Annotated in this window: 14 protein-coding genes; 7 read left to right on the top strand and 7 right to left on the bottom strand. The window is 65.2% G+C overall.

Annotated elements, in window-relative coordinates; all coding sequences use genetic code 11:
• Window positions 1-29: 29 nt before the first annotated feature.
• From tsaE to OH491_RS03100, 3 genes are all read right to left on the bottom strand, one after another.
• Complete coding sequence (tsaE, locus tag OH491_RS03110; RefSeq protein WP_068769372.1) at window positions 30-485, bottom strand: tRNA (adenosine(37)-N6)-threonylcarbamoyltransferase complex ATPase subunit type 1 TsaE; 456 nt, start codon at window positions 483-485, stop codon at window positions 30-32.
• A 10-nt stretch (window positions 486-495) separates the two neighbouring features.
• The gene (locus OH491_RS03105; RefSeq protein WP_068769373.1) at window positions 496-1,476 is read right to left on the bottom strand and encodes a thiamine-phosphate kinase; all 981 of its coding nucleotides are present in this window, start codon (window positions 1,474-1,476) and stop codon (window positions 496-498) included.
• A 91-nt stretch (window positions 1,477-1,567) separates the two neighbouring features.
• A complete protein-coding gene (locus tag OH491_RS03100) occupies window positions 1,568-2,452 on the bottom strand; it encodes a CPBP family intramembrane glutamic endopeptidase (protein ID WP_334319145.1) in 885 nt (294 codons plus the stop codon).
• Window positions 2,453-2,820: 368 nt separating this feature from the next.
• Here OH491_RS03100 and OH491_RS03095 point away from each other — a divergent pair, with 368 nt between their 5' ends.
• The 4 genes from OH491_RS03095 (at window position 2,821) to OH491_RS03080 (ending at window position 7,975) form a co-directional block, all read left to right on the top strand.
• Window positions 2,821-4,236 (top strand): TolC family protein, encoded by a 1,416-nt coding sequence (locus OH491_RS03095; RefSeq protein ID WP_068769375.1) that lies wholly within the window; start codon window positions 2,821-2,823, stop codon window positions 4,234-4,236.
• Complete coding sequence (locus OH491_RS03090) at window positions 4,233-5,264, top strand: HlyD family secretion protein (RefSeq protein ID WP_334319146.1); 1,032 nt, start codon at window positions 4,233-4,235, stop codon at window positions 5,262-5,264. The genes OH491_RS03095 and OH491_RS03090 overlap by 4 nt, the downstream gene beginning before the upstream one ends.
• Window positions 5,265-5,618: 354 nt before the next feature.
• Window positions 5,619-6,821, top strand: coding sequence for an ABC transporter permease (locus OH491_RS03085; RefSeq protein WP_068769376.1), 1,203 nt, complete (start codon window positions 5,619-5,621; stop codon window positions 6,819-6,821).
• Entirely contained in the window at window positions 6,818-7,975 is a 1,158-nt protein-coding gene (locus OH491_RS03080; RefSeq protein ID WP_068769377.1) for an ABC transporter permease, read from the top strand. The genes OH491_RS03085 and OH491_RS03080 overlap by 4 nt, the downstream gene beginning before the upstream one ends.
• Before the next feature lie 42 nt (window positions 7,976-8,017).
• On the opposite strand, the gene OH491_RS03075 is transcribed toward OH491_RS03080, so the two are convergent.
• On the bottom strand, window positions 8,018-9,280 hold the full coding sequence (locus tag OH491_RS03075; protein ID WP_068769378.1) for a class I SAM-dependent methyltransferase: 1,263 nt from the start codon (window positions 9,278-9,280) through the stop codon (window positions 8,018-8,020).
• Window positions 9,281-9,405: 125 nt separating this feature from the next.
• Here OH491_RS03075 and OH491_RS03070 point away from each other — a divergent pair, with 125 nt between their 5' ends.
• The 3 genes from OH491_RS03070 to OH491_RS03060 all read left to right on the top strand — a co-directional run bounded on the left by OH491_RS03070 (window position 9,406) and on the right by OH491_RS03060 (window position 16,672).
• Window positions 9,406-9,822, top strand: coding sequence for a hypothetical protein (locus OH491_RS03070; protein ID WP_145928638.1), 417 nt, complete (start codon window positions 9,406-9,408; stop codon window positions 9,820-9,822).
• Window positions 9,823-9,942: 120 nt separating this feature from the next.
• A complete protein-coding gene (gene purL / locus OH491_RS03065) occupies window positions 9,943-14,244 on the top strand; it encodes a phosphoribosylformylglycinamidine synthase (protein ID WP_068769380.1) in 4,302 nt (1,433 codons plus the stop codon).
• A gap of 217 nt (window positions 14,245-14,461) precedes the next feature.
• Window positions 14,462-16,672 (top strand): hypothetical protein, encoded by a 2,211-nt coding sequence (locus tag OH491_RS03060; protein ID WP_068769381.1) that lies wholly within the window; start codon window positions 14,462-14,464, stop codon window positions 16,670-16,672.
• 248 nt (window positions 16,673-16,920) lie between these two features.
• On the opposite strand, the gene OH491_RS03055 is transcribed toward OH491_RS03060, so the two are convergent.
• Genes OH491_RS03055 through OH491_RS03045 form a run of 3 tightly spaced genes read right to left on the bottom strand, consistent with a single transcriptional unit; the run spans window position 16,921 to window position 18,221 of the window.
• Window positions 16,921-17,451, bottom strand: coding sequence for a hypothetical protein (locus tag OH491_RS03055; RefSeq protein WP_068769382.1), 531 nt, complete (start codon window positions 17,449-17,451; stop codon window positions 16,921-16,923).
• Between the two features lie 22 nt (window positions 17,452-17,473).
• On the bottom strand, window positions 17,474-17,935 hold the full coding sequence (locus OH491_RS03050) for a hypothetical protein (RefSeq protein ID WP_068769383.1): 462 nt from the start codon (window positions 17,933-17,935) through the stop codon (window positions 17,474-17,476).
• The gene (locus OH491_RS03045; RefSeq protein ID WP_068769384.1) at window positions 17,922-18,221 is read right to left on the bottom strand and encodes an ATP-dependent Clp protease adaptor ClpS; all 300 of its coding nucleotides are present in this window, start codon (window positions 18,219-18,221) and stop codon (window positions 17,922-17,924) included. Before OH491_RS03045 ends, OH491_RS03050 begins: the two co-directional genes overlap by 14 nt.
• Between the last annotated feature and the right edge of the window lie 12 nt (window positions 18,222-18,233).

Genomic DNA, 18,233 nt, shown 5'->3' with positions numbered 1-18,233 from the left:
CGGTAACCTTGTTTGCGGGGGGGCTCGCGCTATTCGGGCGCAAGTCGTACGTGGTGGCGTCCTGCGGATTCGATGGCAAGGGTGATGTGCCAGGTGTCGGCAGGGAGCCAGGCGGCGATTTTTTCGGGCCATTCGACGGCAAGACACCAGGGAGAGGCCAAAAAGTCCTCCAGCATGAGCGACTCGATCTGGCGGTCGTTTTCGAGCCGGTAGGCATCGAGATGCACAAGCGTGCGCGCGCCGCCCCGGTGAATCGTGAAGATGTTGAAGGTGGGGCTGGTGATCGCGGCGTCGATGCCGAGACCGCGCGCGAGGCCTTGCACAAAGGTGGTTTTGCCGACGCCGAGATTGCCGTGCAGCGCGAGCGTCTGGTCGGGCGGCAGGGCAGGGGCGAGCCGGGCGGCGAGGGCGCGCGTCTCGTCGGCAGAGGTCGTGGTGACGCCGTCGCGCAGTTGCCTTAAAAAATTGTCCGCGGTCGCGGTCATGGGCGATGGGTTATGTCTCGGATTTCGTCGCGCGAAGGTGTTCGTAGCCGTGGTGGCGGGTCAGGTCGATGGCACCGGAGGGGAGGCTCTTCTGGTTTGGCACAAAGCGGCCGATGCAGGTCAGCGGGAGGCGGGGGAAACGTTTTTTCCAGCGGCGGGCGAAGACGTCGCGGTCGGCGCGCTGAGCGATGGCAAACGCCAGTTCGTAGTCCTCGCCGTCGGCGAGCGCGTGGTCAAGCGGAGTGCGTCCGTCACACGCGGCGGCGCGACGCGCGGCGCGGCTCACGGGGACGGTGTTTGCGTCCAGCGCCGGGCGGGCGCCGGACGGGGCGAGCGGGCGCAGGTCCTTGGCGATGCCGTCGCTGATATCGGTCATGCAGCGCACTTCGGGTTGCGCGGCGAGCCAGGCGCCTTCGGCCAGGCGCGGCGTGAAGCGCCAGTGTTTGCCCGACAAACTGCCGCCGAGCGTGCCGGTGACATAAATCCAGTCGCCGGCGCGCGCGCCGCCGCGGGTGAGCAGGCGCCCGCCGGCCGGTTGCCCGATGAGGGTGAGGCTGGCCGCAAGCGTGTGGTCGTCCTGGGCGACGTCGCCGCCGACGATGTGAAGCTTGTGCGCGCGGGCGCAGGCGGCGAGACCGCGATAAAAGTGCTCCAGCCACCGGATGCGCGTGCGGGGCGGCAGCGTGAGCGCGACGACCGCAGCGCGGGGCATCGCGCCCATCGAGGCGAGGTCGCTGAGGTTGCGCTTGAGGAGCTTGGCGCCGACGGCACGGGCCGGCACGGAGTCGTCGAAGTGGCGTCCGTGGATGACGGGGTCAACAGTCACGACCTGCGCGCGTGGGGAGGCGGGGATGACCGCGCAATCGTCCCCGATGCCGGCGGGCGCGGGCGGCGTGGCATCGCCGAGCCAGCGGCGGATCGCGACGATGAGGCGTTCCTCGCCGAGGGCGGCGACCGTTTCGCTGAAATTATTTTTGTCGAAGGGAGACATGCGGCGAAGAAGTTGAAATGGTTCCGGACGAAGTGAGAAGCCTGACACGTTTCAAGTGGCGGGCGCGGGTGCCGACCAAAAAACTTTCGCGTCAGGCTCCGGGAGGCGGAACGAGGAAAAGCAGCGCGACCGAGTTCAGGTTGAACAGGCCGTGCGCGACCATGGTCGTGACGATGTTGCCGGTGCGCTGGTAGGCGATGCTGAACACAACGCTCAGCACGAGCAGAGGCAGGAAGCTGGCGAGGTTTTGGTGCAGCAACGCGAACACCACGCCCGGCACCAGCAGTGCAAACCAGGCGGGGACGCGGGTGTTGAGGTAGCGAAAAAACGCGCCGCGAAACACCAGCTCCTCCGAAATGGGCACAAGCACGACAGCCAGAAAAAGGAGAAACCCGAGCTCGTTCGGCGAACCCGCGGCCCGGAAGATCTCCACCAAGCCTTGGAGCGGGGTTTCGAAGCCGAAACGCGCCAGCAGCCAGCGCCAGGCCGCGGAAACCGGCAGGAGCAGCAGCACGCTGACGCAAAACACGCCCGCGCCGACGAGGACCGCCTTTGCCGTGGACAGTGGCGGCGTCGGCTGCGACATGCCGCGCGGGACTCCGAATCCCGGCAGCCCCGCGGCCACCCGAAGCAACCGCCCGATCAGGAAAAACCCGAACAGGATGCCGAGCCTGAAGACCGCATCCTTCATGAGCAGCCCGATGTCGGAGCTGAACGAAAAATTTTCGTTCAGCGTGACGATGATCCGGCCCAGCAGACCTTGGACAATGAGGCCCATGAAAAGCACCGCGCCGCACGAAAGCAGAAAAATCCGCGCCGGCAGAAACCATCGGGCCAGACGATTTTGCCGCGCCGGTGATTGCGGCGCGCGCGCCGCCGGACTGAGCTGCCAGCGCCAAAGCAGGAGGGCCCCGGCGAGGCAGAACAGGGTCGATGTGATAAACGGCACGATGGACGGCTGTGATGGATCTGGCATGGGTGGCGAAAATGCGGAAGGTGCTAAAAGTGCTAGAAGTGCAGAAAGTGTGGAAAAGCGCGCACTCTCGGCGAGCCTGCGGCTGATTACAAGGCCGCTGATTTTGCACGGCCTGCCGGGCGCAACCGGCGGGCCGCTTGGATACGTTCCCGCCCGGCGCATTTGGGGTATCGGGGAAAAATGGGAAAGATCCGAGGCCGTCTGCCGGAAGGAGGAAAGATGGAATTACAGCACTTGGGACATATCCGGCACGGGAAGAGCATTTGCTTAGTGCTTGCGGCACCCCCGGCGAACCGGAATAAAGTGAACCTGAAAAACAACTTCCCATCACGGAGTGCTGCCCGTGTCTCTCCCGCTTTGTGGATACGATGAACAACCCAAAAAAACTCGTGATTGTCCTGTCGGCAGCCTTGGCCTGTTCTGCCTCGGGGCTTTGTGCCGCACCGTCGGACCTGCCATCCGCCGAAGCCCGCTTCGGCGGCGGCGAGATGACCTTCGAGCAGGCCCGCGATCAACTCGTCCGCGCCTCGCATGCGCTCCGCGCCGCCGAGGCGCGGCACACCGGCAGGCGCGCCGCCGCCGATTCGCTCAAGGGGCTCAACACGCCGTCCGTCTCCCTCGACGCCGAGTATGTTTATTGGGAAAAAACGATAAGGGACGGACAGGTCAAAATCGACTACGCCTCGGTGAACGGCATGCCGCTGCCCGTGGCCGGAATGTCCTACGAGGTCAACATGCATCAAAGCACATTCCGTCCGATCGTGACCGGAATGTGGCAGGTTTACGGGGGAGGCAAAATCCGCGCGAGCCAGCGCGCCGCCGCCGCCATCGCCGACCAGGCCGGCGCGCAAGTCGAGGCCGCCCGCGAAGCGCTCCTCCTCGACTTGGTGAAACTCTACTTTGGCCAGAGCCTCGCCGAGCGCGTGCTCGGGCTTCGCGGCGAATTGCTTCATGTCATGGAAAAACACCTCGAGGACGCGAGGAAGCTCGAACAGGGCGGCATGATCACAAAAGCGCAGCGTTTGCAGGCGCAGGTTGCCTGCGATGCCGCCAGGCGCGGCCACGATTCATCCCGGCACGAACTCGAAAGCGCCCGCATCGCCCTCGCCAGCCTGCTGTATTCCAACGAGGTCGTGATGCCCACGACACCGCTCTTCGTGCTTACCGACGCCGTCGGCGACCGCGCCAAAATCGTCAACGACGCGCAGGACCGCAACCCGCAGATCGCGGCCGTGCAGTCCGTCCAGCGTGCCGCGCGACAGGAGGTCAAGGCCACTCGCGCCAACTGGCTGCCCTCGGTCGCCTTGGTCGGCCAATATAATCTCTACCGCGACGGCAACACCCCGCTCGACCAGGACTGGCTTGCCGCCGTTGCCGTGAGGTGGGCGCTCTTCGACAAAATCGACCGCCGCCACAGCTACACCGCGGCCAAGCAGGCCGTCATCGAGGCCGACAATACCGTCGAGGCCGTCCGCACGATGGTGGACACCGGCACGCGCCAGGCCTACGACGCCGTCGAAAACGCCCTGCGCCAGTATCTCCTCCTCGATTCCAACCTCGAAAGCGCCCGTGAAAACCTGCGCGTGCAGGAAATCGCCTTCCGCGAAGGGCAGGGCACCTCGACCGACGTCACCAACGCCAGCGTCGCCCTGACCAATGTCCTCGTCGAGCGCGCCGCCGCCGCCTATCGCTTCGACGTCGAGCTTGCCACTCTCCTCCACGTCAGCGGGCAGATGGACCAATTCACCACTTACATGAACCGCGCAGACAAACTGACACCGTGAGCACGCAAAACACCCAACCGCAAAAGTCCCCGAAAAGCCGGCTCATCCTGCCGGTGCTGGTGCTGGCCGTCATCATCGCCGTCGTTGTCCTCGGCGTGTGGCTCGCCTCCCGCCCGCCGCCCGACCAGATCCACGCGATGGTGGACACCGACGAAATCCGCGTCGCGGCCAAGGCGCCCGGCCGGCTCGAAATCCTTCTCGCCGCCGAGGGCGACACCGTGAAGGCCGGCCAGCCGCTCTTCACCCTCTCCAACGAAGAACTCAATTCCAAGCTCGCCGAGGCCCGCTCCGCCGAACTCGCCCTGCGCGCCCTCCAGGCCAAGGCCCAGGCCGGCGCGCAACAGGAGGATATCGCCACCGCGCTTGCCGTCTGGCAGGCCCAGCAGGCCGCCGCCGATGTTGCCAGGACCACGGCCGCCCGCGTCGAGAACCTTTTCAAGGAGGGAGTGATCGCGGCGCAAAAACGCGACGAGGCCGCGGCCTCCGCGCTTGCCACCGCCGAGTCGGCGAAGGCCGCCCTCGCGCAATACGAAAAAGCCCTGGCCGGAACCCGCGTCGAGGATCGCGAGGCCATCGCCGCCCAGGTTGCCGCCGCCAATGCCGCCGTGGCCGCGGTCGCCTCGTTGCAGGCGGAATTGCAGGCCGTCGCGCCCGCCAACGGCCAGATCAGCCGCCGCTACGCCAACATCGGCGAAATCCTCCCGCCCGGGTTTCCCGTTTTCACCCTAGTCGATCCCGGGAACCTCTGGATCGCCTTCAACGTGCGCGAAAACCAGTTCCACGGCATCGCCATCGGCCAGATTCTCACCGGCATCGTGCCCGCGCTCAACGACCGGAAGATGAGTTTCAAGATTTATTATATCAACCCGCAGGGCGATTTCGCCACGTGGCGCGCCACCCGTTTGTCCGACGGCTACGACATCCGCACCTTCGAGGTCCGCGCCCGGCCCATCGAGCAGGACGAGTCCTCCAAAAAACTCCGCCCCGGCATGAGCGTGCTCTTCGACTGGCCGCAAACCGCGCAATGACAAAAGACATAAAAACAAAACCAATAAAACAGCCGCAAAGACGCATAGAAAACAATCACTCCATCTTGTGCCTTTTTGCGCCTCTTTGTGGCCATTAAAACCGAACCATTTATTTAGACAGAATGAACAGAATGAAAAAGAATGAACAAATTGAAACCTTCATTCCGTCCATTTTATTAAATTCTGTTCATTCTGTCTAAAAATAAAGAACCATCATTTTGAACAGAAGAAAACGAAGGGCACCAAGAAAACAATAATCATAAAAGGTATTCTTCGTTTACCTTCGTTTCCTTCTGTTCACTATTTATTGATTCTGAAAGTCCTGTTCATCCCGTCTAAAAAACAAGCCTCCCCGTGTTCAGCGGACTCGCCAACTCCATCGCGCGCGAAACCGGCTTCGTGCGCCGCAGCCCGTGGGATGCCGCCCTCATCAGCGTCATCCCGCTGCTGCTGACGGCCTTTGTCCTCGTGCTTTTTGCCCGCGGCGTCCCGCGCGGGCTTCCCATTGCGTTTGTGGACGACGATCATTCCGCGCTCAGCCGCAAACTCGCCGTCGCCCTGCAAGGCGCCTCCACCGCACGCGTCATCGCGCAGCCCGCCACCCTCGCCGAGGCCGAGGCGCTCGTGCGGACCGGGGAGATATTCGGTTATCTTTATGTGCCGCGCGGCGCCGATACCGATGCGAAACGCGGCCGGCGCGCCACGCTTTTCGCCTTCTTCAACGCCCAGTTCTACACGTCCGGCAACCTCGTTGCGCGCGACATGGAAGCCGTCGCCGGCTCGCTGAATGCCGCGCTCAGCCCCATGCCGCCCGGGCACAACCGCGTGGTCGATTCCCGCGCCGCGCGGGAGGCGCCGGTCGGCGCGCAGGCCACGCTCCTGTTCAACCCGACCGGCAACTACGACTGGACGCTTGGCTCCACCCTGATGATGGCGCTCCTGCACATCGCATTCAGTTGCACGATGGTGCTGGCCATCGGCCGCGAGATCGCACCCGGCGTCCGGCGGGAGTGGAAAGACGCCGCCGGTGGCAGCCTCCTCGCAGCCCTTGTTTATAAAATCATTTTTTATACCGTCATCTACACCTTCCACGGCACATTGTATTTGCTCGTCATGCGCGCCGCCCTCGGGTTCCCCATCCATGGCAGCCTGCCGCTGCTGATCGGCGCGCAATTCCTCTTCTATTTCGCCTACGGCTGCCTCATGTCCGTCATCATCGGCGCGAGCAGGGGCGACCTCGGCTTTTCCATCGCCGTCTGCGTCATGCTCACCAGCGCCGCCTTCACCTATGGCGACGCCGTCTTCCCCTTTGCCGACGCCTCGCTCTTCGTCAAATCCCTCAGCGCCATGCTGCCCTATACGCACTACATGCGCGTGCATGTCATGCAATTTCAGATGGATTCCTCCGTCCGCGACGCCTTGCCCGCCCTCGGCGTGCTCGCGCTCTTCAGCGCCGTCCTCCTGCCGCTTGGGATGTGGATGCTGCGCGAGGTCATGAAACTCACTCCGGAGCCCGCGGGCGCGCCCGGCGAAACCTCAAAATCCGCCGGCGCATGACACTCCTCGAAGGCATACGCTCCGGCTTCCGCGACATCTTTACGAGCAAGACCGTGGTTTCCACCCTGGTGCTCGGCGTGGTTGTCTATTCGTTTTTCTACCCGGCCGGCTACGACCGGCAGGTCGCGATGCGCCTGCCCGTCGCCATCGTGGATCTCGACAACACCACGCAAAGCCGCGCCATCGTCCGCGCCGCCGCCGCCGTGCGCGGCATCGAGGTCGCCGCCCGCCCGGCGGATTTCGCGGAGGCGCGGGCCTTGCTCCGCCGCAATGCGGTCAACGGCATCCTCCTCATCCCCGCCGATTTTCAGCGCAACGCCCTGGGCGGGCGCAAGGGCACGCTCGCGCTTTACAGCAACAACGCCTACCTGGTGCGCAACGCCGCCGTCCTCGGCGCCCTCGCCGCGGTCGTGCAGGACGCGGCCGCGCGCATCATGCGGGAGGAGGCGAACAAGGCCGGCGTGCTCGCCCCCGCGCTGGCGAATCTTGCCATGCCCGTCGAGGTCGTCATGCGTCCGCTCTACAACACCCGCGAGGGCTACGCCAGCTATGCCGTCGCCGCCGCCGCGCAGATCATCATTCACCAGACGCTCCTCATCGGCGCGGCCATGCTCGTCGCCATCCGGCGCCAGCGTCATGCCGCACAGGGGCTTGCCGGACGGCCCGCCCTCTCCGCCGGCGAGTTCTGGGGGCTCGTGCTCGCGCTCGTGACGGTTTGCAGCCTGACCTCGCTTTATTTCAACGGCCTGGCCTTCTGGTTTCAGGATTATCCCCGCGGGCACAATGTTCCCGGGCTCATTTTTCTGACGCTTGTCTATATCTTTGCCGTCGCGGGACTCGGCCTCTTTGCCGGTTCCTTCTTCAAGACGCCCGAGCGCGCCATGTGCGTCCTCGCCTGCACTTCGCTGCCGTTTTTCTTCCTCGCCGGATATGCCTGGCCCGCCCAGCTCATTCCCTCAATCCTGCACTGGGCCGGCCTGCTCGTCCCCTCGACCACGGGCCTTCCCGCCTACGTGAAGATCAATCAGTTTGGCGCCAGCCTGCACGAAATCCGCTCCGAGTTGCTTATCCTCGGAACGGCTGCCGTGGCCTACCTCGGACTCGCCTGGTGGCGCCTCGGCAAAGGAGAACCGGGGCCGCGCGCCGCCTCGTAGCAGGCGGCATCCCCTGCGGCCGGTGCATTTCCGCCCCGCCTCTCAGGCGAGCGCAAACCCGAGTTGCGCGGCGAGGGATTGCCTGCGCACGCCATAGGCGGCGGCGAGGGCGCGGATGCGCCGCGCGAATTCGTCGGACACGGCTGGCGCGCGCCGCTCCGTCGCGTGGATTTTGACCGCGGCGATCATCAGGTTTTTCGCAGTGTGCTCGGTCGAGATGAACTCAAACACTTTTGTGCGATAACCCGACCATTCGAGAAGCTGCGCCCGGAGCGCGTCGGTGATGAACTCGGCCTGGCGTTCCTGAAAAATCCCGTGGCGCAGCGCGTCGGCGAGCAGCGGCGGCGCGACAAGCTGAGGGCGCAGTTCCTTGTGGCAGCAGGGCGACACGACGATGAGGCGGGCGCCGGCGGCGACGCCCTTCGCGATGGCGTCGTCGGTGGCGGTGTCGCACGCGTGAAGCGCGATGAGAATGTCGAGTTGTGCGGGGGCGGCGTCGGCGATCGTGCCCCGGACAAAGGACAGGTTGGCAAAGCCTTGTTCGCCTGCCACGCGGTTGCAGAACTCGACGAGGTCGGCGCGGGCCTCGATGCCCTCCACGCGGGCGCGCCCGCCGAACAGCGCGGCCGTGGCGAAGGTGAGATAGCCTTTGCCGCAGCCCATGTCGGCGACGCGCAGCGGCGGCTGCCGGGACTCCGCTGTTTCTTCGACGCCTTGCGATGCCGCGCGCCCGTCCGGCGCGGGCAACAGGCCCGCCTCGCCGGCGAGGTGCGAGAGCAGTTCGGTGAATTTGTTGATCTGGCGGAATTTCGCCGCCATCGCCTCGCGCGGCTGCCCGCGTTCGTTCGTGACGCCAAGGGCGCGCAGCCAGGGCTCGGACATGCCCACGGCGCGCTCCCGCGCCCGGTCGTGATCCCGCGCCGGGAGCGCGGCCGGGGCCGCCTCCGGTGTAGTTGATTTTTTGATACGGATGCGCGCCGGCTCCCCTGTTTGGTCCGGGCGGGAAAGCTGCGCGGTTTGCGTGACGGTGAAGAGGTGCGCGTCGAGGAAATCGGCGGCGGCGAGAGTTTCGAGTAAGGCGAGCGCCTCGTCATGGGCGAAGTTTTTGGTGATGTCGCGGGTGTCGTGCCGGTAAACGAAAGAGAGGCGCGGGCCGGCCTTCAGGGAAACCGGGCGCACGAAAATGTTGCGCAACGAAGTGTCGGCGCCCCGGTGCCTGCCCAAGGTGAGCTTGACCAGCGTGCCGTCGCGGACGGAGTCGCGAAGGAGTTCGAAAAATCGGGCGCGGGCATCGGGAGGCGGCATGGCATCCGATGCTCAACCGGCGGACGGGCAAACGCCAGCGTTTCCGCCGGATGCGCGGCATTGCGCTTGCACACGCGCAGGATTGCCGTGTTTTGGGGTGCATGCGATTTGCTGTTTTTACAACAATGCTGCTGGCAGGAGTGTTGCTCGCCGGGTGCTCGTCCTACAAGGCATCGGTCGAGCCCGGGAGGAATTTGGCCGGCTACAGCCGCGTATGGGTAAAGAGCAACATGAACGACAACCGCGGCCTCGGCGGATTTATCACCAGCACGCTCGCCGCGCAGGGTTATGAGGTCGGCGTCGGGCCGCTGACCATGATGCCTGTGCGCACACAGCTCATCGTGCAGTATCGGGATTCGTGGACCTGGGATTTCAAGGACCACATGACCGCGCTCGAAATCACGGTGCTCGACGCGCGCACCGAACAGCAAATCGCCCGCGCGGACTACAGCAACCCGGCGTCGATGTCCAGGCATCCCTCGGAGGTGGCGGAGCGATTAGTGAAGCAACTGTTTGCGCCGTCCACGGGGGAAATGAAGTAGACCCCGCCGCGCCGCCCGCATAAATGACGCGGGACTTTTCGTGCTGCGTTTTGCGGACCGTGCCTTTTGGCTAGCGGTTTGAAAGACGGTTTTCTTAATTAACGCTTTTTCATCCTCATCATGCTCATCCACCGCGGCTCCTCCGCCCTTTCCCAATTCCGCCTCCAAAAGCTTCGGCAGGACCTCGCCGCCGCCGGCATTCCCGTCGTCCGCATCGCCGCGCAATTCCTCCACATCGCCGAACTGGCCGACCCCGCCGCCACCGCGCTTCCCGCCGCGCAGCAAACCATCCTCGAAAAACTCCTCACCTACGGTCCCCGGGAAAAAAGCCTGACGGCTGAAAAAAATACTTCCGCCGCGCCCGCCATCCCCAGCCTTTCCCTCATCGTCGCCCCCCGTCCCGGCACCATTTCCCCCTGGTCCAGCAAGGCCACCGACATCGCCCACATCTGCGGCCTCGCCACCGTCAAGCGCATCGAGCGTGTCATCGCCTACACGATCGAGATCGACAATGCCGCCCTTCAGCCGCCGCTCCACGTCCTTCCCGCCGGCAAACTCGACCTCCTCCGCGCACGCCTCCACGACCGCATGACGCAGGCCGTCTTCGCCGGCACCGACGAACTCGCCGCCCTCTTCCGACACGAGCAGCCGCACCCCATGACCACCGTCCCCGTCCTCGCCCGGGGACGCGACGCCCTCGTCAACGCGAACCGCGACCTCGGCCTTGCCCTCGCCGACGACGAGATCGACTACCTCGTCAAATCCTTTACCGCGCTTGGCCGCGACCCCAACGACATCGAGCTCATGATGTTCGCGCAGGCCAATTCCGAGCACTGCCGCCACAAGATCTTCAACGCCACCTGGGAAATCGACGGCGAGAAACGCGACCGCTCGCTCTTCCAGATGATCCGCAACACCCACGAACTCCACAGCGCCGGCATCCTCTCCGCCTACAAGGACAACGCCGCCGTTTTCGAGGGTTCCCGCGGCGGACGCTTCTATCCCGATCCCGCCACCGGCGACTACGCCGCCCACGAGCAGGACATCCACATCCTCTGCAAAGTCGAAACCCACAACCATCCCACCGCCATCTCGCCCTTTCCCGGCGCGGCCACCGGCTCCGGCGGCGAGATTCGCGACGAAGGCGCCACCGGGCGCGGCTCCAAGCCCAAGGCCGGGCTCACCGGCTTCACTGTATCCAATCTCAGGATACCCGGCGCGCTCCAGCCCTGGGAGCGGACCGACAACGGCAAGCCCGGACGCATCGTCAGCGCCCTCGACATCATGATCGACGGCCCCCTCGGCGGCGCCGCCTTCAACAACGAATTCGGACGCCCCAACATCAACGGCTACTTCCGCACCTACGAGGCCGCCGTGCCGGCGGCCTCGCCAGTTGAAGTTGAAAGTTTAAGTTTAAGAAAAACAGACGCGTCCGCCGACGCCGGCACTTCAACTTCAACTTCCAACTTAAACTGCCACGAATCGGAGATTCGCGGCTACCACAAACCCATCATGCTCGCCGGCGGCCTCGGTAATATCGCCCCCGGCCACGTCAAAAAAGGCGTCATCAACCCCGGCGACCACCTCATCGTGCTCGGCGGCCCCGCCATGCTCATCGGCCTCGGCGGCGGCGCGGCCAGCTCCATGGCCAGCGGCTCCGGCCAGGCCGACCTCGATTTCGCCAGCGTCCAGCGCGACAACCCCGAAATGCAGCGCCGCTGCCAGGAAGTCATCGACCGTTGCTGGGCTCTCGGCGACGAAAACCCCATCAGCTTCATCCACGACGTCGGCGCCGGCGGCGTTTCCAACGCCCTCCCCGAACTCGTCAACGACGGCGGACGCGGCGGACGCTTCGACCTCCGGAAAATCCCCAACGACGAGCCCGGCATGTCGCCGCTCGAAATCTGGTGCAACGAATCCCAGGAGCGCTACGTCCTCGCCGTTCCCGCCGATCGCATCGAGACCTTCAGGCAACTCTGCGCGCGCGAACGTTGTCCCTATGCCATCGTCGGCCGGGCCACCGCGGAAAAACGCCTCGTCCTTGAAGACCCGCATTTCAAGAACACTCCCATCGACATGCCCCTCGAAGTCCTCCTCGGCAAACCCCCGCGCATGCATCGCCAGGAGACCACCCGCGCGCGTCCCCTCGCGCCCCTCGACCCCGCCGGCATCGTCCTCGCCGAGGCCGCCCGTCGCGTCCTCGCGCATCCCGCCGTCGCCGACAAAACCTTCCTCATCTCCATCGGCGACCGCACCGTCACCGGCCTCATCTCCCGCGACCAGATGGTCGGCCCCTGGCAGGTCCCCGTGGCCGACTGCGCCGTCACCGCCACCGCCTTCGACGTTTACACCGGCGAAGCCATGTCCATGGGCGAACGCACCCCCGTCGCCGTCAACAACGCCGCGGCTTCCGCCCGCCTTGCCGTCGGCGAGGCGCTCACCAACCTCGCCGCCGCCCGCATCCCCGACCTCGGGCGCGTCAACCTCTCCGCCAACTGGATGGCCGCCCCTGCGCACCCCGGCGACGCTGCCGACCTCTACGCCGCCGTCCGCGCCGTCGGCATGGAACTCTGCCCCGCCCTCGGCATCACCATTCCCGTCGGCAAGGATTCCATGAGCATGTCCACCGTCTGGGAGGAAAATGCGGAATGCGGAGTGCGGAATGCGGAATTAAAACACACCCCGCCACCAGCGCACCCCGCCACCCCCGCTCCCCATTCCGAAGTTCCGGCCATTCCGCATTCCGCATTCCGCGCTCCGCATTCCAAACGCGTCACCGCGCCCGTCTCGCTCATCGTCTCCGCCTTCGCCCCCGTCGCCGACATCCGGAAAACCCTCACCCCGCAACTCCTCCGCCCCTCCGATCCCGATGCCGCCGGCCGGCCCGTCGGTCCCACCGAACTGCTCCTCATCGACCTCGGCCGCGGCAAGGACCGGCTCGGCGGCTCCATCCTCGCGCAGGTGTATTCGCAAACTGGAGACATCCCGCCCGACGTGGACAGCGCCGCCGACCTGAAAGCCTTCTGGGCCGCCATCCAGGCCATGAATGAGCAGGGCAAACTCCTCGCCTACCACGACCGCAGCGACGGCGGCCTCTTCGCCGCCGCCGTCGAAATGGCCTTTGCGGGCAACACCGGCCTCGACCTCCAGCTCCCCGCCGCGGCCAGCCCGCTCGCCGCCCTCTTCTCCGAGGAACTCGGAGCCCTCGTCCAGATCCGCGCCGCCGACCTCGACGACGTCATGCTCCTCCTTCGCGAACACGGCTTCAAGACCTGCGCCCACCGCATCGGCGCCCTGAATGACCACGCCGCCCTCCGCGTCCGCCAAACCGGACGCGACGGCCACGTCCTCTTCAACGACAGCCTCAAAAACCTCCGCGCCATCTGGAGCGACACCACCCGCCGCATCGCCGCCCTTCGCGACAACCCGGCGTGCGCCGAGTCCGAATACCAGCTCAAACTCGACCCGGAGAATCCCGGCATCACGCCGAAAATCACCTTCGACTACGCCGCCGGTCAGGTAGGGCGAGGCGTCCCCGCCGAGCCGGGGACAGCGGCTCACCCGGAGGGTTCGCCCTACCCGGAAACCACCTCGGATCGTCCCACGCCGAAGTCCGTTTTTCCCCATGTCTCCGCGTCCCGCCCCGCCATCGCCATCCTCCGCGAGCAAGGCGTGAACGGCCAGATCGAGATGGCCGCCGCCTTCACCCGCGCCGGCTTCCGGGCCGTCGATGTCCACATGACCGACATTCTCGACGGACGCATCAGCCTGCGCGATTTCCGCGGCCTCGTCGCCTGCGGCGGCTTCAGCTACGGCGACGTTCTCGGCGCCGGCGAAGGCTGGGCCAAGAGCATCCTTTTCAACCCTCGCGCCCGCGACGAATTCGCCGCCTACTTCGCCCGCCCCGACACCTTTGCCCTCGGCGTGTGCAACGGCTGCCAGATGATGAGCAATCTCCACGAGATCATCCCCGGCGCCGAAGCCTGGCCCCGTTTCGTCCAAAACAAATCCGAGCGCTTCGAGGCCCGGGTCTGCTCGCTGCTCATCGAAAAAAGTCCCAGCGTCCTCTTTCAGGGCATGGAAGGCAGCGTCATCCCCATTGCCGTCGCCCACGGCGAAGGCTATGCGGAATTTCCCACGGCGGATGACGCCGATGCCTTCAGCGCCGCCAGCGGCCTGGTCAGCGCGCGTTACGTGGACAACCGCCATCGCGTCACGGAGCAATATCCGCTCAACCCCAACGGCAGCCCGCACGGCATCACCGCGATCACGACCCGCGACGGACGCGTGACGATCCTGATGCCGCACCCCGAGCGCGTTTTCCGCACGGTGCAGCAAAGTTGGTGCCCGAAGAGTTGGTTTGCCCACGACGACGCTCCTTGGATGCGTCTCTTCCGCAACGCGCGGGCGTGGGTGGGGTAGGCCGCGCCCCTCCTTGTCGTTTTCCAGTTTGGCAAATTGTTTCAGCCGTTCTCGATCGAACGTCGATTTCGGTCCGGGCATCAAAAAATCATCCGATTTTCGGATAAAGTTCAGCAGGCACGATCCTGCGGAATTAATAGCACACCGAACCTCAGTATTACATTATTTTAGCTGGCGGTATCGCCGGTTTTTTGCAACGAGTGACGATCCTGATCTCATGAAATCATCGAATCGTCTGGAAGATTACTCCGCCGAGGAAATTCGCGAGGAAGTCGAGCGCGGCGCGCGCATTGTGGCCTATGTGTATTGTGTCTCGTTTCTTGTGGTTACGTTCAAGCGCGCCACCCGCCCATATCTCATCAAGGGCGGACACGGACGGCTCGGACCGGGACTGCCTTGGGCGTTGCTCACGCTGCTGTTTGGCTGGTGGGGATTCCCTTGGGGGCTCATCTACACGCCGATGGCGCTTTGGCAGACCTTGCGCGGGGGCATGGATTTGACCGACGCCTGGATCGACGGCTACACGACGCGCGTGGCCGCGGCGGCGGTGGCGGAAGAGGATGCCAAGGCGGACGCTGCTCCCCGGTCCCAGCCTCCGTTGCTCCCGGGCGACACCTTCAATCCTCCGCCGCCGCCACAAAAACGCGGTGGGAAACGCATGGCGCGCGTCGTGGGCATCGTGGTCGCGGTTATAATCGGCATGAGCGTGTTCGGCTGGTTCCTAAACGGAAAGAGCCGCGTGATACTGGTCAGCGGGCTGGGCGAAAACTACACGGTCACGATTGACGGCACGCCGCACGCGCTCACGCCCTTCGAGCGGAAGGACTTGGGCCGGCTTCCGCGCGGTCCGCACACGGTGCGAGCCGTGCTGCCCGCGCCCGGCTCGCCGGTGTTTGAGACCACGGTGACACTGGGCGAGAAAAACAAAATCGGCTCCGCGCCGCTCGTGGTGATAAATCCCGACCGGCTCGCGCTCGCCTACGAGGAAAAGATGAAATACGGCTCGAAAGCCGAAAACGATTACTCCTTCAAATTGCACCCCAATGCCGCCGTGCTGGAACTGCGCCGCCCGGATTATGTTTTCAAGCCGTTTCCCGACAAGATCAGCGTGAAAACCGGCGAGAGCCGTGTGCGCACCCGCGTGGCGTGGCTCGACGCCACCATGCCGTTCCATCGCCGCATGGAAATCATCGAATCCAACAACGGCGCCGAGGCCGCCAGGACCTACCTCATGCGCGCGGGCGCGCTGACACCCTCCGACGGAGCCGTGCTCGGCTACGCGCAGACACTCGACACCGGCGCGGCGAGGGAATTTTTCGCGCAACATCTCGACACCCTTCCGGTAATCGTGAACCTGCACCGTTTTTATCAGGAATACATGGGCCGCCGCGATCCGGAGCGGGATCTGGTCGCCGAATATCGCGCCCGGCTCGCCCGGCATCCCGACGACGGCGCGCTGCATTACCTCACCGGACGCCTGCTGGCCGACATCGACGAGTCGCGGGGCTGCATGGAACTCGCGTTGAAGGCGGCCCCGCCGTGCCTTTACGCTTGGAGCGCGCTCGCCTATGCCGCCCAAAACGAGGGCCGCTTCGGGCAAGCGCTGGAAATCGCGGTGGACGGCCTCAAAGCCGCCAGTGGCGCGGGCAATCTCCAGCTCACGGACACGCTTTTCGCCATGCGCCGCGACATGCTGGTGGCGACCGGACAGCTCGGAAACGCGCTCGCGGAAACAAAACGCGCGCACGACAGAAACCCCGAGGACTTCCAGCTCGCGAAAACATTTTTCCTTCTCCAAGGGCTCGGCAACCGCCCCGAAGCCGAGGCGACGGTGGCGCTTGCGAAATTCAGCCGCGAGATGACGGCGCGCGATTACGCGGCGGAGTCTGTCAAGAACGCCTCCATCACCCTCAAGGCATGCCGCGCCTATGGTCGCGGCGACATGGCGGAATACATTAATCTGTCGAAGGGACGCGACGGGGATTCGGCGGGGGTTGTCTCCAAAATCGAGCTCGCCCTGTCGGAGGGCGATATGCCGACGGCGCGCGCGCTGATCGCGGGCCAGCCGTCCATGCATTCCCGCTACTGGTTCCTGTTGCAAATCCTCGCCAGCCGCGGCGGCGACGACGGCCTCGCGGCCGAGTGTTTCGGCAAGGCGGTCGCGGAGCTGGCGACCGAGGGGACGGAGGCGCGCGCGCTTGGCGAGGCACTGGCCCGCGGACGCGTGCCAGACGCCGCCGCGATGCTGCGGATCAATCTCCAGTCTGCGGAAAAACGGGTGATTGCCTGCGCGCTGGGCTGGCGCGACGCGGCGGGTCGTCCGGAATTTTTCGCGCTGGCGAGAAAGATGAACTTCGACCCGGCCTTTCCCCGCCTGTTGCTCAAACAGGCGATGGCGGGAGACGGCGACGCGACGAAAACATTGTGAGTTCCCGCGTCCGGCAAATATCAAGTCCTGCCTGCGATGTAACTCATTGGATTACATCGCATTGGCCACGGTTCTATTTGGCTCTGCTTTGTTGACCAAGGTTAACGCGAGGCAGGGCGGGTCGTGTGGCACGAGCGACCCCGCCCGTGGACGGCGCTTCGCGCCGCAAACCCACGGGCACATGGGCAGGACGCCCATGCCACGCAATCCCGCGGACCGTCCTTGTCACCTCGGTTAACAAAGTAAACCTAGGCATCCCTGTGCTTGGATGGGTTTTCAACGCGGGGCCGATGCGTCCGCGCGCCCCGGCGCCACACGCCGCGCATGCTCCAGCCAATCAACACGGCGTTGGCCGCCGCCATCATCCACGCGGACGGCGGCAGTCCCCGCCCCGCCGCCCACCCGTGCGCGCCCAGCGCCAGCGCGAGCGCCGCGACGTCCGCCGCCCGCGCCGCGCGCTCGCGTAGTTGAATTATCAATACGCCGGCCCAGGTGACGAGCGCCAGCGCCGCGGCGATCCACAGGAAGCGCGCCGCCGCCGCCCCGTCGGCCCGCGCCATCAGCAACACGCCGAGCAGCCAGCACAGCAGCTCGTTGAAAAACAGAAAGCCGAGCGCGAGCGCCGACACGAGTTGCGTGTTGACCGGGAACTGTCCCTTCGCATCCACGGGCACGCGCGCGAGCATCGCGCAGCCCGTGCAGCAGAAATAATCCCGGCCCGGCTCCACCCGGCGCACCTTGAACGGCAGGCCGCAATACCGGCATGTGGTTCGCTCCATATGACGCGCACCTCCCGGGGCCTCAGCCCTCCAGAATCGAATTTTCCAGATGCTGGATGATGACCTCCTGCATCGTCGCGAGAAAGAGATAGCACATCAGCGCCTTGCGCGTCCCGTCGTCAAGCGCCTCGGGATCGACCGCGCCTGTTTCCATGGCCTCGTCCGGCAGCGCCGTCAGGAACTGCGTGCGCACCTGCAACCGCACCGCCGCGCAGGCCCGCAGGAGGCTGGTCGCGTTTTCCTCGTCAAACGCGATCACCCCGGTCTTGAAAAAGTCGCTGTCGAACAGCCCCAGCAGTTGCGCAAGTCCCGTGTTTTGCGATTCGAGCAGCGGTCCCGCCCACACGTCGCGCAATTCGCCATCCTGCGCGAAATCCGGCAGCGCGACCGCCAGCCGCCCGGCCAGCGAATCCGCCGCCTCCTTGATGACATCGAGCAACGGAGCGACGGCGGACAGGCCCAGCTTGACTTCAATCCGTTTCATTGCGCTCCAGAATCGCGGTGAGATGCCACTCGTGCAAGGTGTAAGCATACGCCTCGGCCTGTTCGCGCACGCCCCGCCACACCACCGAGCGCCCTCGTTCGTGCACTTCCAGCATGTGGCGGCGCGCCGTCGCCTCGTCGAAGCCGAATACTTTGCGGAAAACGAGCACGACATACGACATGAGGTTGACGGGGTCGTTGAGCACGACCACGCGCCACGAGTCCGCCAGCGCGGTTTCCGCGCCCGTCTTCTCCTTCGGTGTCGTGACTGGTGCCGTGGTCGTCATTTGTTTGCCGCA

The organism is Termitidicoccus mucosus, assembly GCF_038725785.1.
Lineage (GTDB): Bacteria > Verrucomicrobiota > Verrucomicrobiia > Opitutales > Opitutaceae > Termitidicoccus > Termitidicoccus mucosus.
This window is presented reverse-complemented; position numbering and strand designations above follow the sequence as displayed.

Coding starts and splice junctions, on each gene's coding strand:
- tsaE (WP_068769372.1), bottom strand. CDS start 485: ATGACCGCGACCGCGGACAATTTTTTAAGGCAACTGCGCGACGGCGTC.
- OH491_RS03105 (WP_068769373.1), bottom strand. CDS start 1,476: ATGTCTCCCTTCGACAAAAATAATTTCAGCGAAACGGTCGCCGCCCTC.
- OH491_RS03100 (WP_334319145.1), bottom strand. CDS start 2,452: ATGCCAGATCCATCACAGCCGTCCATCGTGCCGTTTATCACATCGACC.
- OH491_RS03095 (WP_068769375.1), top strand. CDS start 2,821: ATGAACAACCCAAAAAAACTCGTGATTGTCCTGTCGGCAGCCTTGGCC.
- OH491_RS03080 (WP_068769377.1), top strand. CDS start 6,818: ATGACACTCCTCGAAGGCATACGCTCCGGCTTCCGCGACATCTTTACG.
- OH491_RS03075 (WP_068769378.1), bottom strand. CDS start 9,280: ATGCCGCCTCCCGATGCCCGCGCCCGATTTTTCGAACTCCTTCGCGAC.
- OH491_RS03070 (WP_145928638.1), top strand. CDS start 9,406: ATGCTGCTGGCAGGAGTGTTGCTCGCCGGGTGCTCGTCCTACAAGGCA.
- purL (WP_068769380.1), top strand. CDS start 9,943: ATGCTCATCCACCGCGGCTCCTCCGCCCTTTCCCAATTCCGCCTCCAA.
- OH491_RS03060 (WP_068769381.1), top strand. CDS start 14,462: ATGAAATCATCGAATCGTCTGGAAGATTACTCCGCCGAGGAAATTCGC.
- OH491_RS03055 (WP_068769382.1), bottom strand. CDS start 17,451: ATGGAGCGAACCACATGCCGGTATTGCGGCCTGCCGTTCAAGGTGCGC.
- OH491_RS03050 (WP_068769383.1), bottom strand. CDS start 17,935: ATGAAACGGATTGAAGTCAAGCTGGGCCTGTCCGCCGTCGCTCCGTTG.
- OH491_RS03045 (WP_068769384.1), bottom strand. CDS start 18,221: ATGACGACCACGGCACCAGTCACGACACCGAAGGAGAAGACGGGCGCG.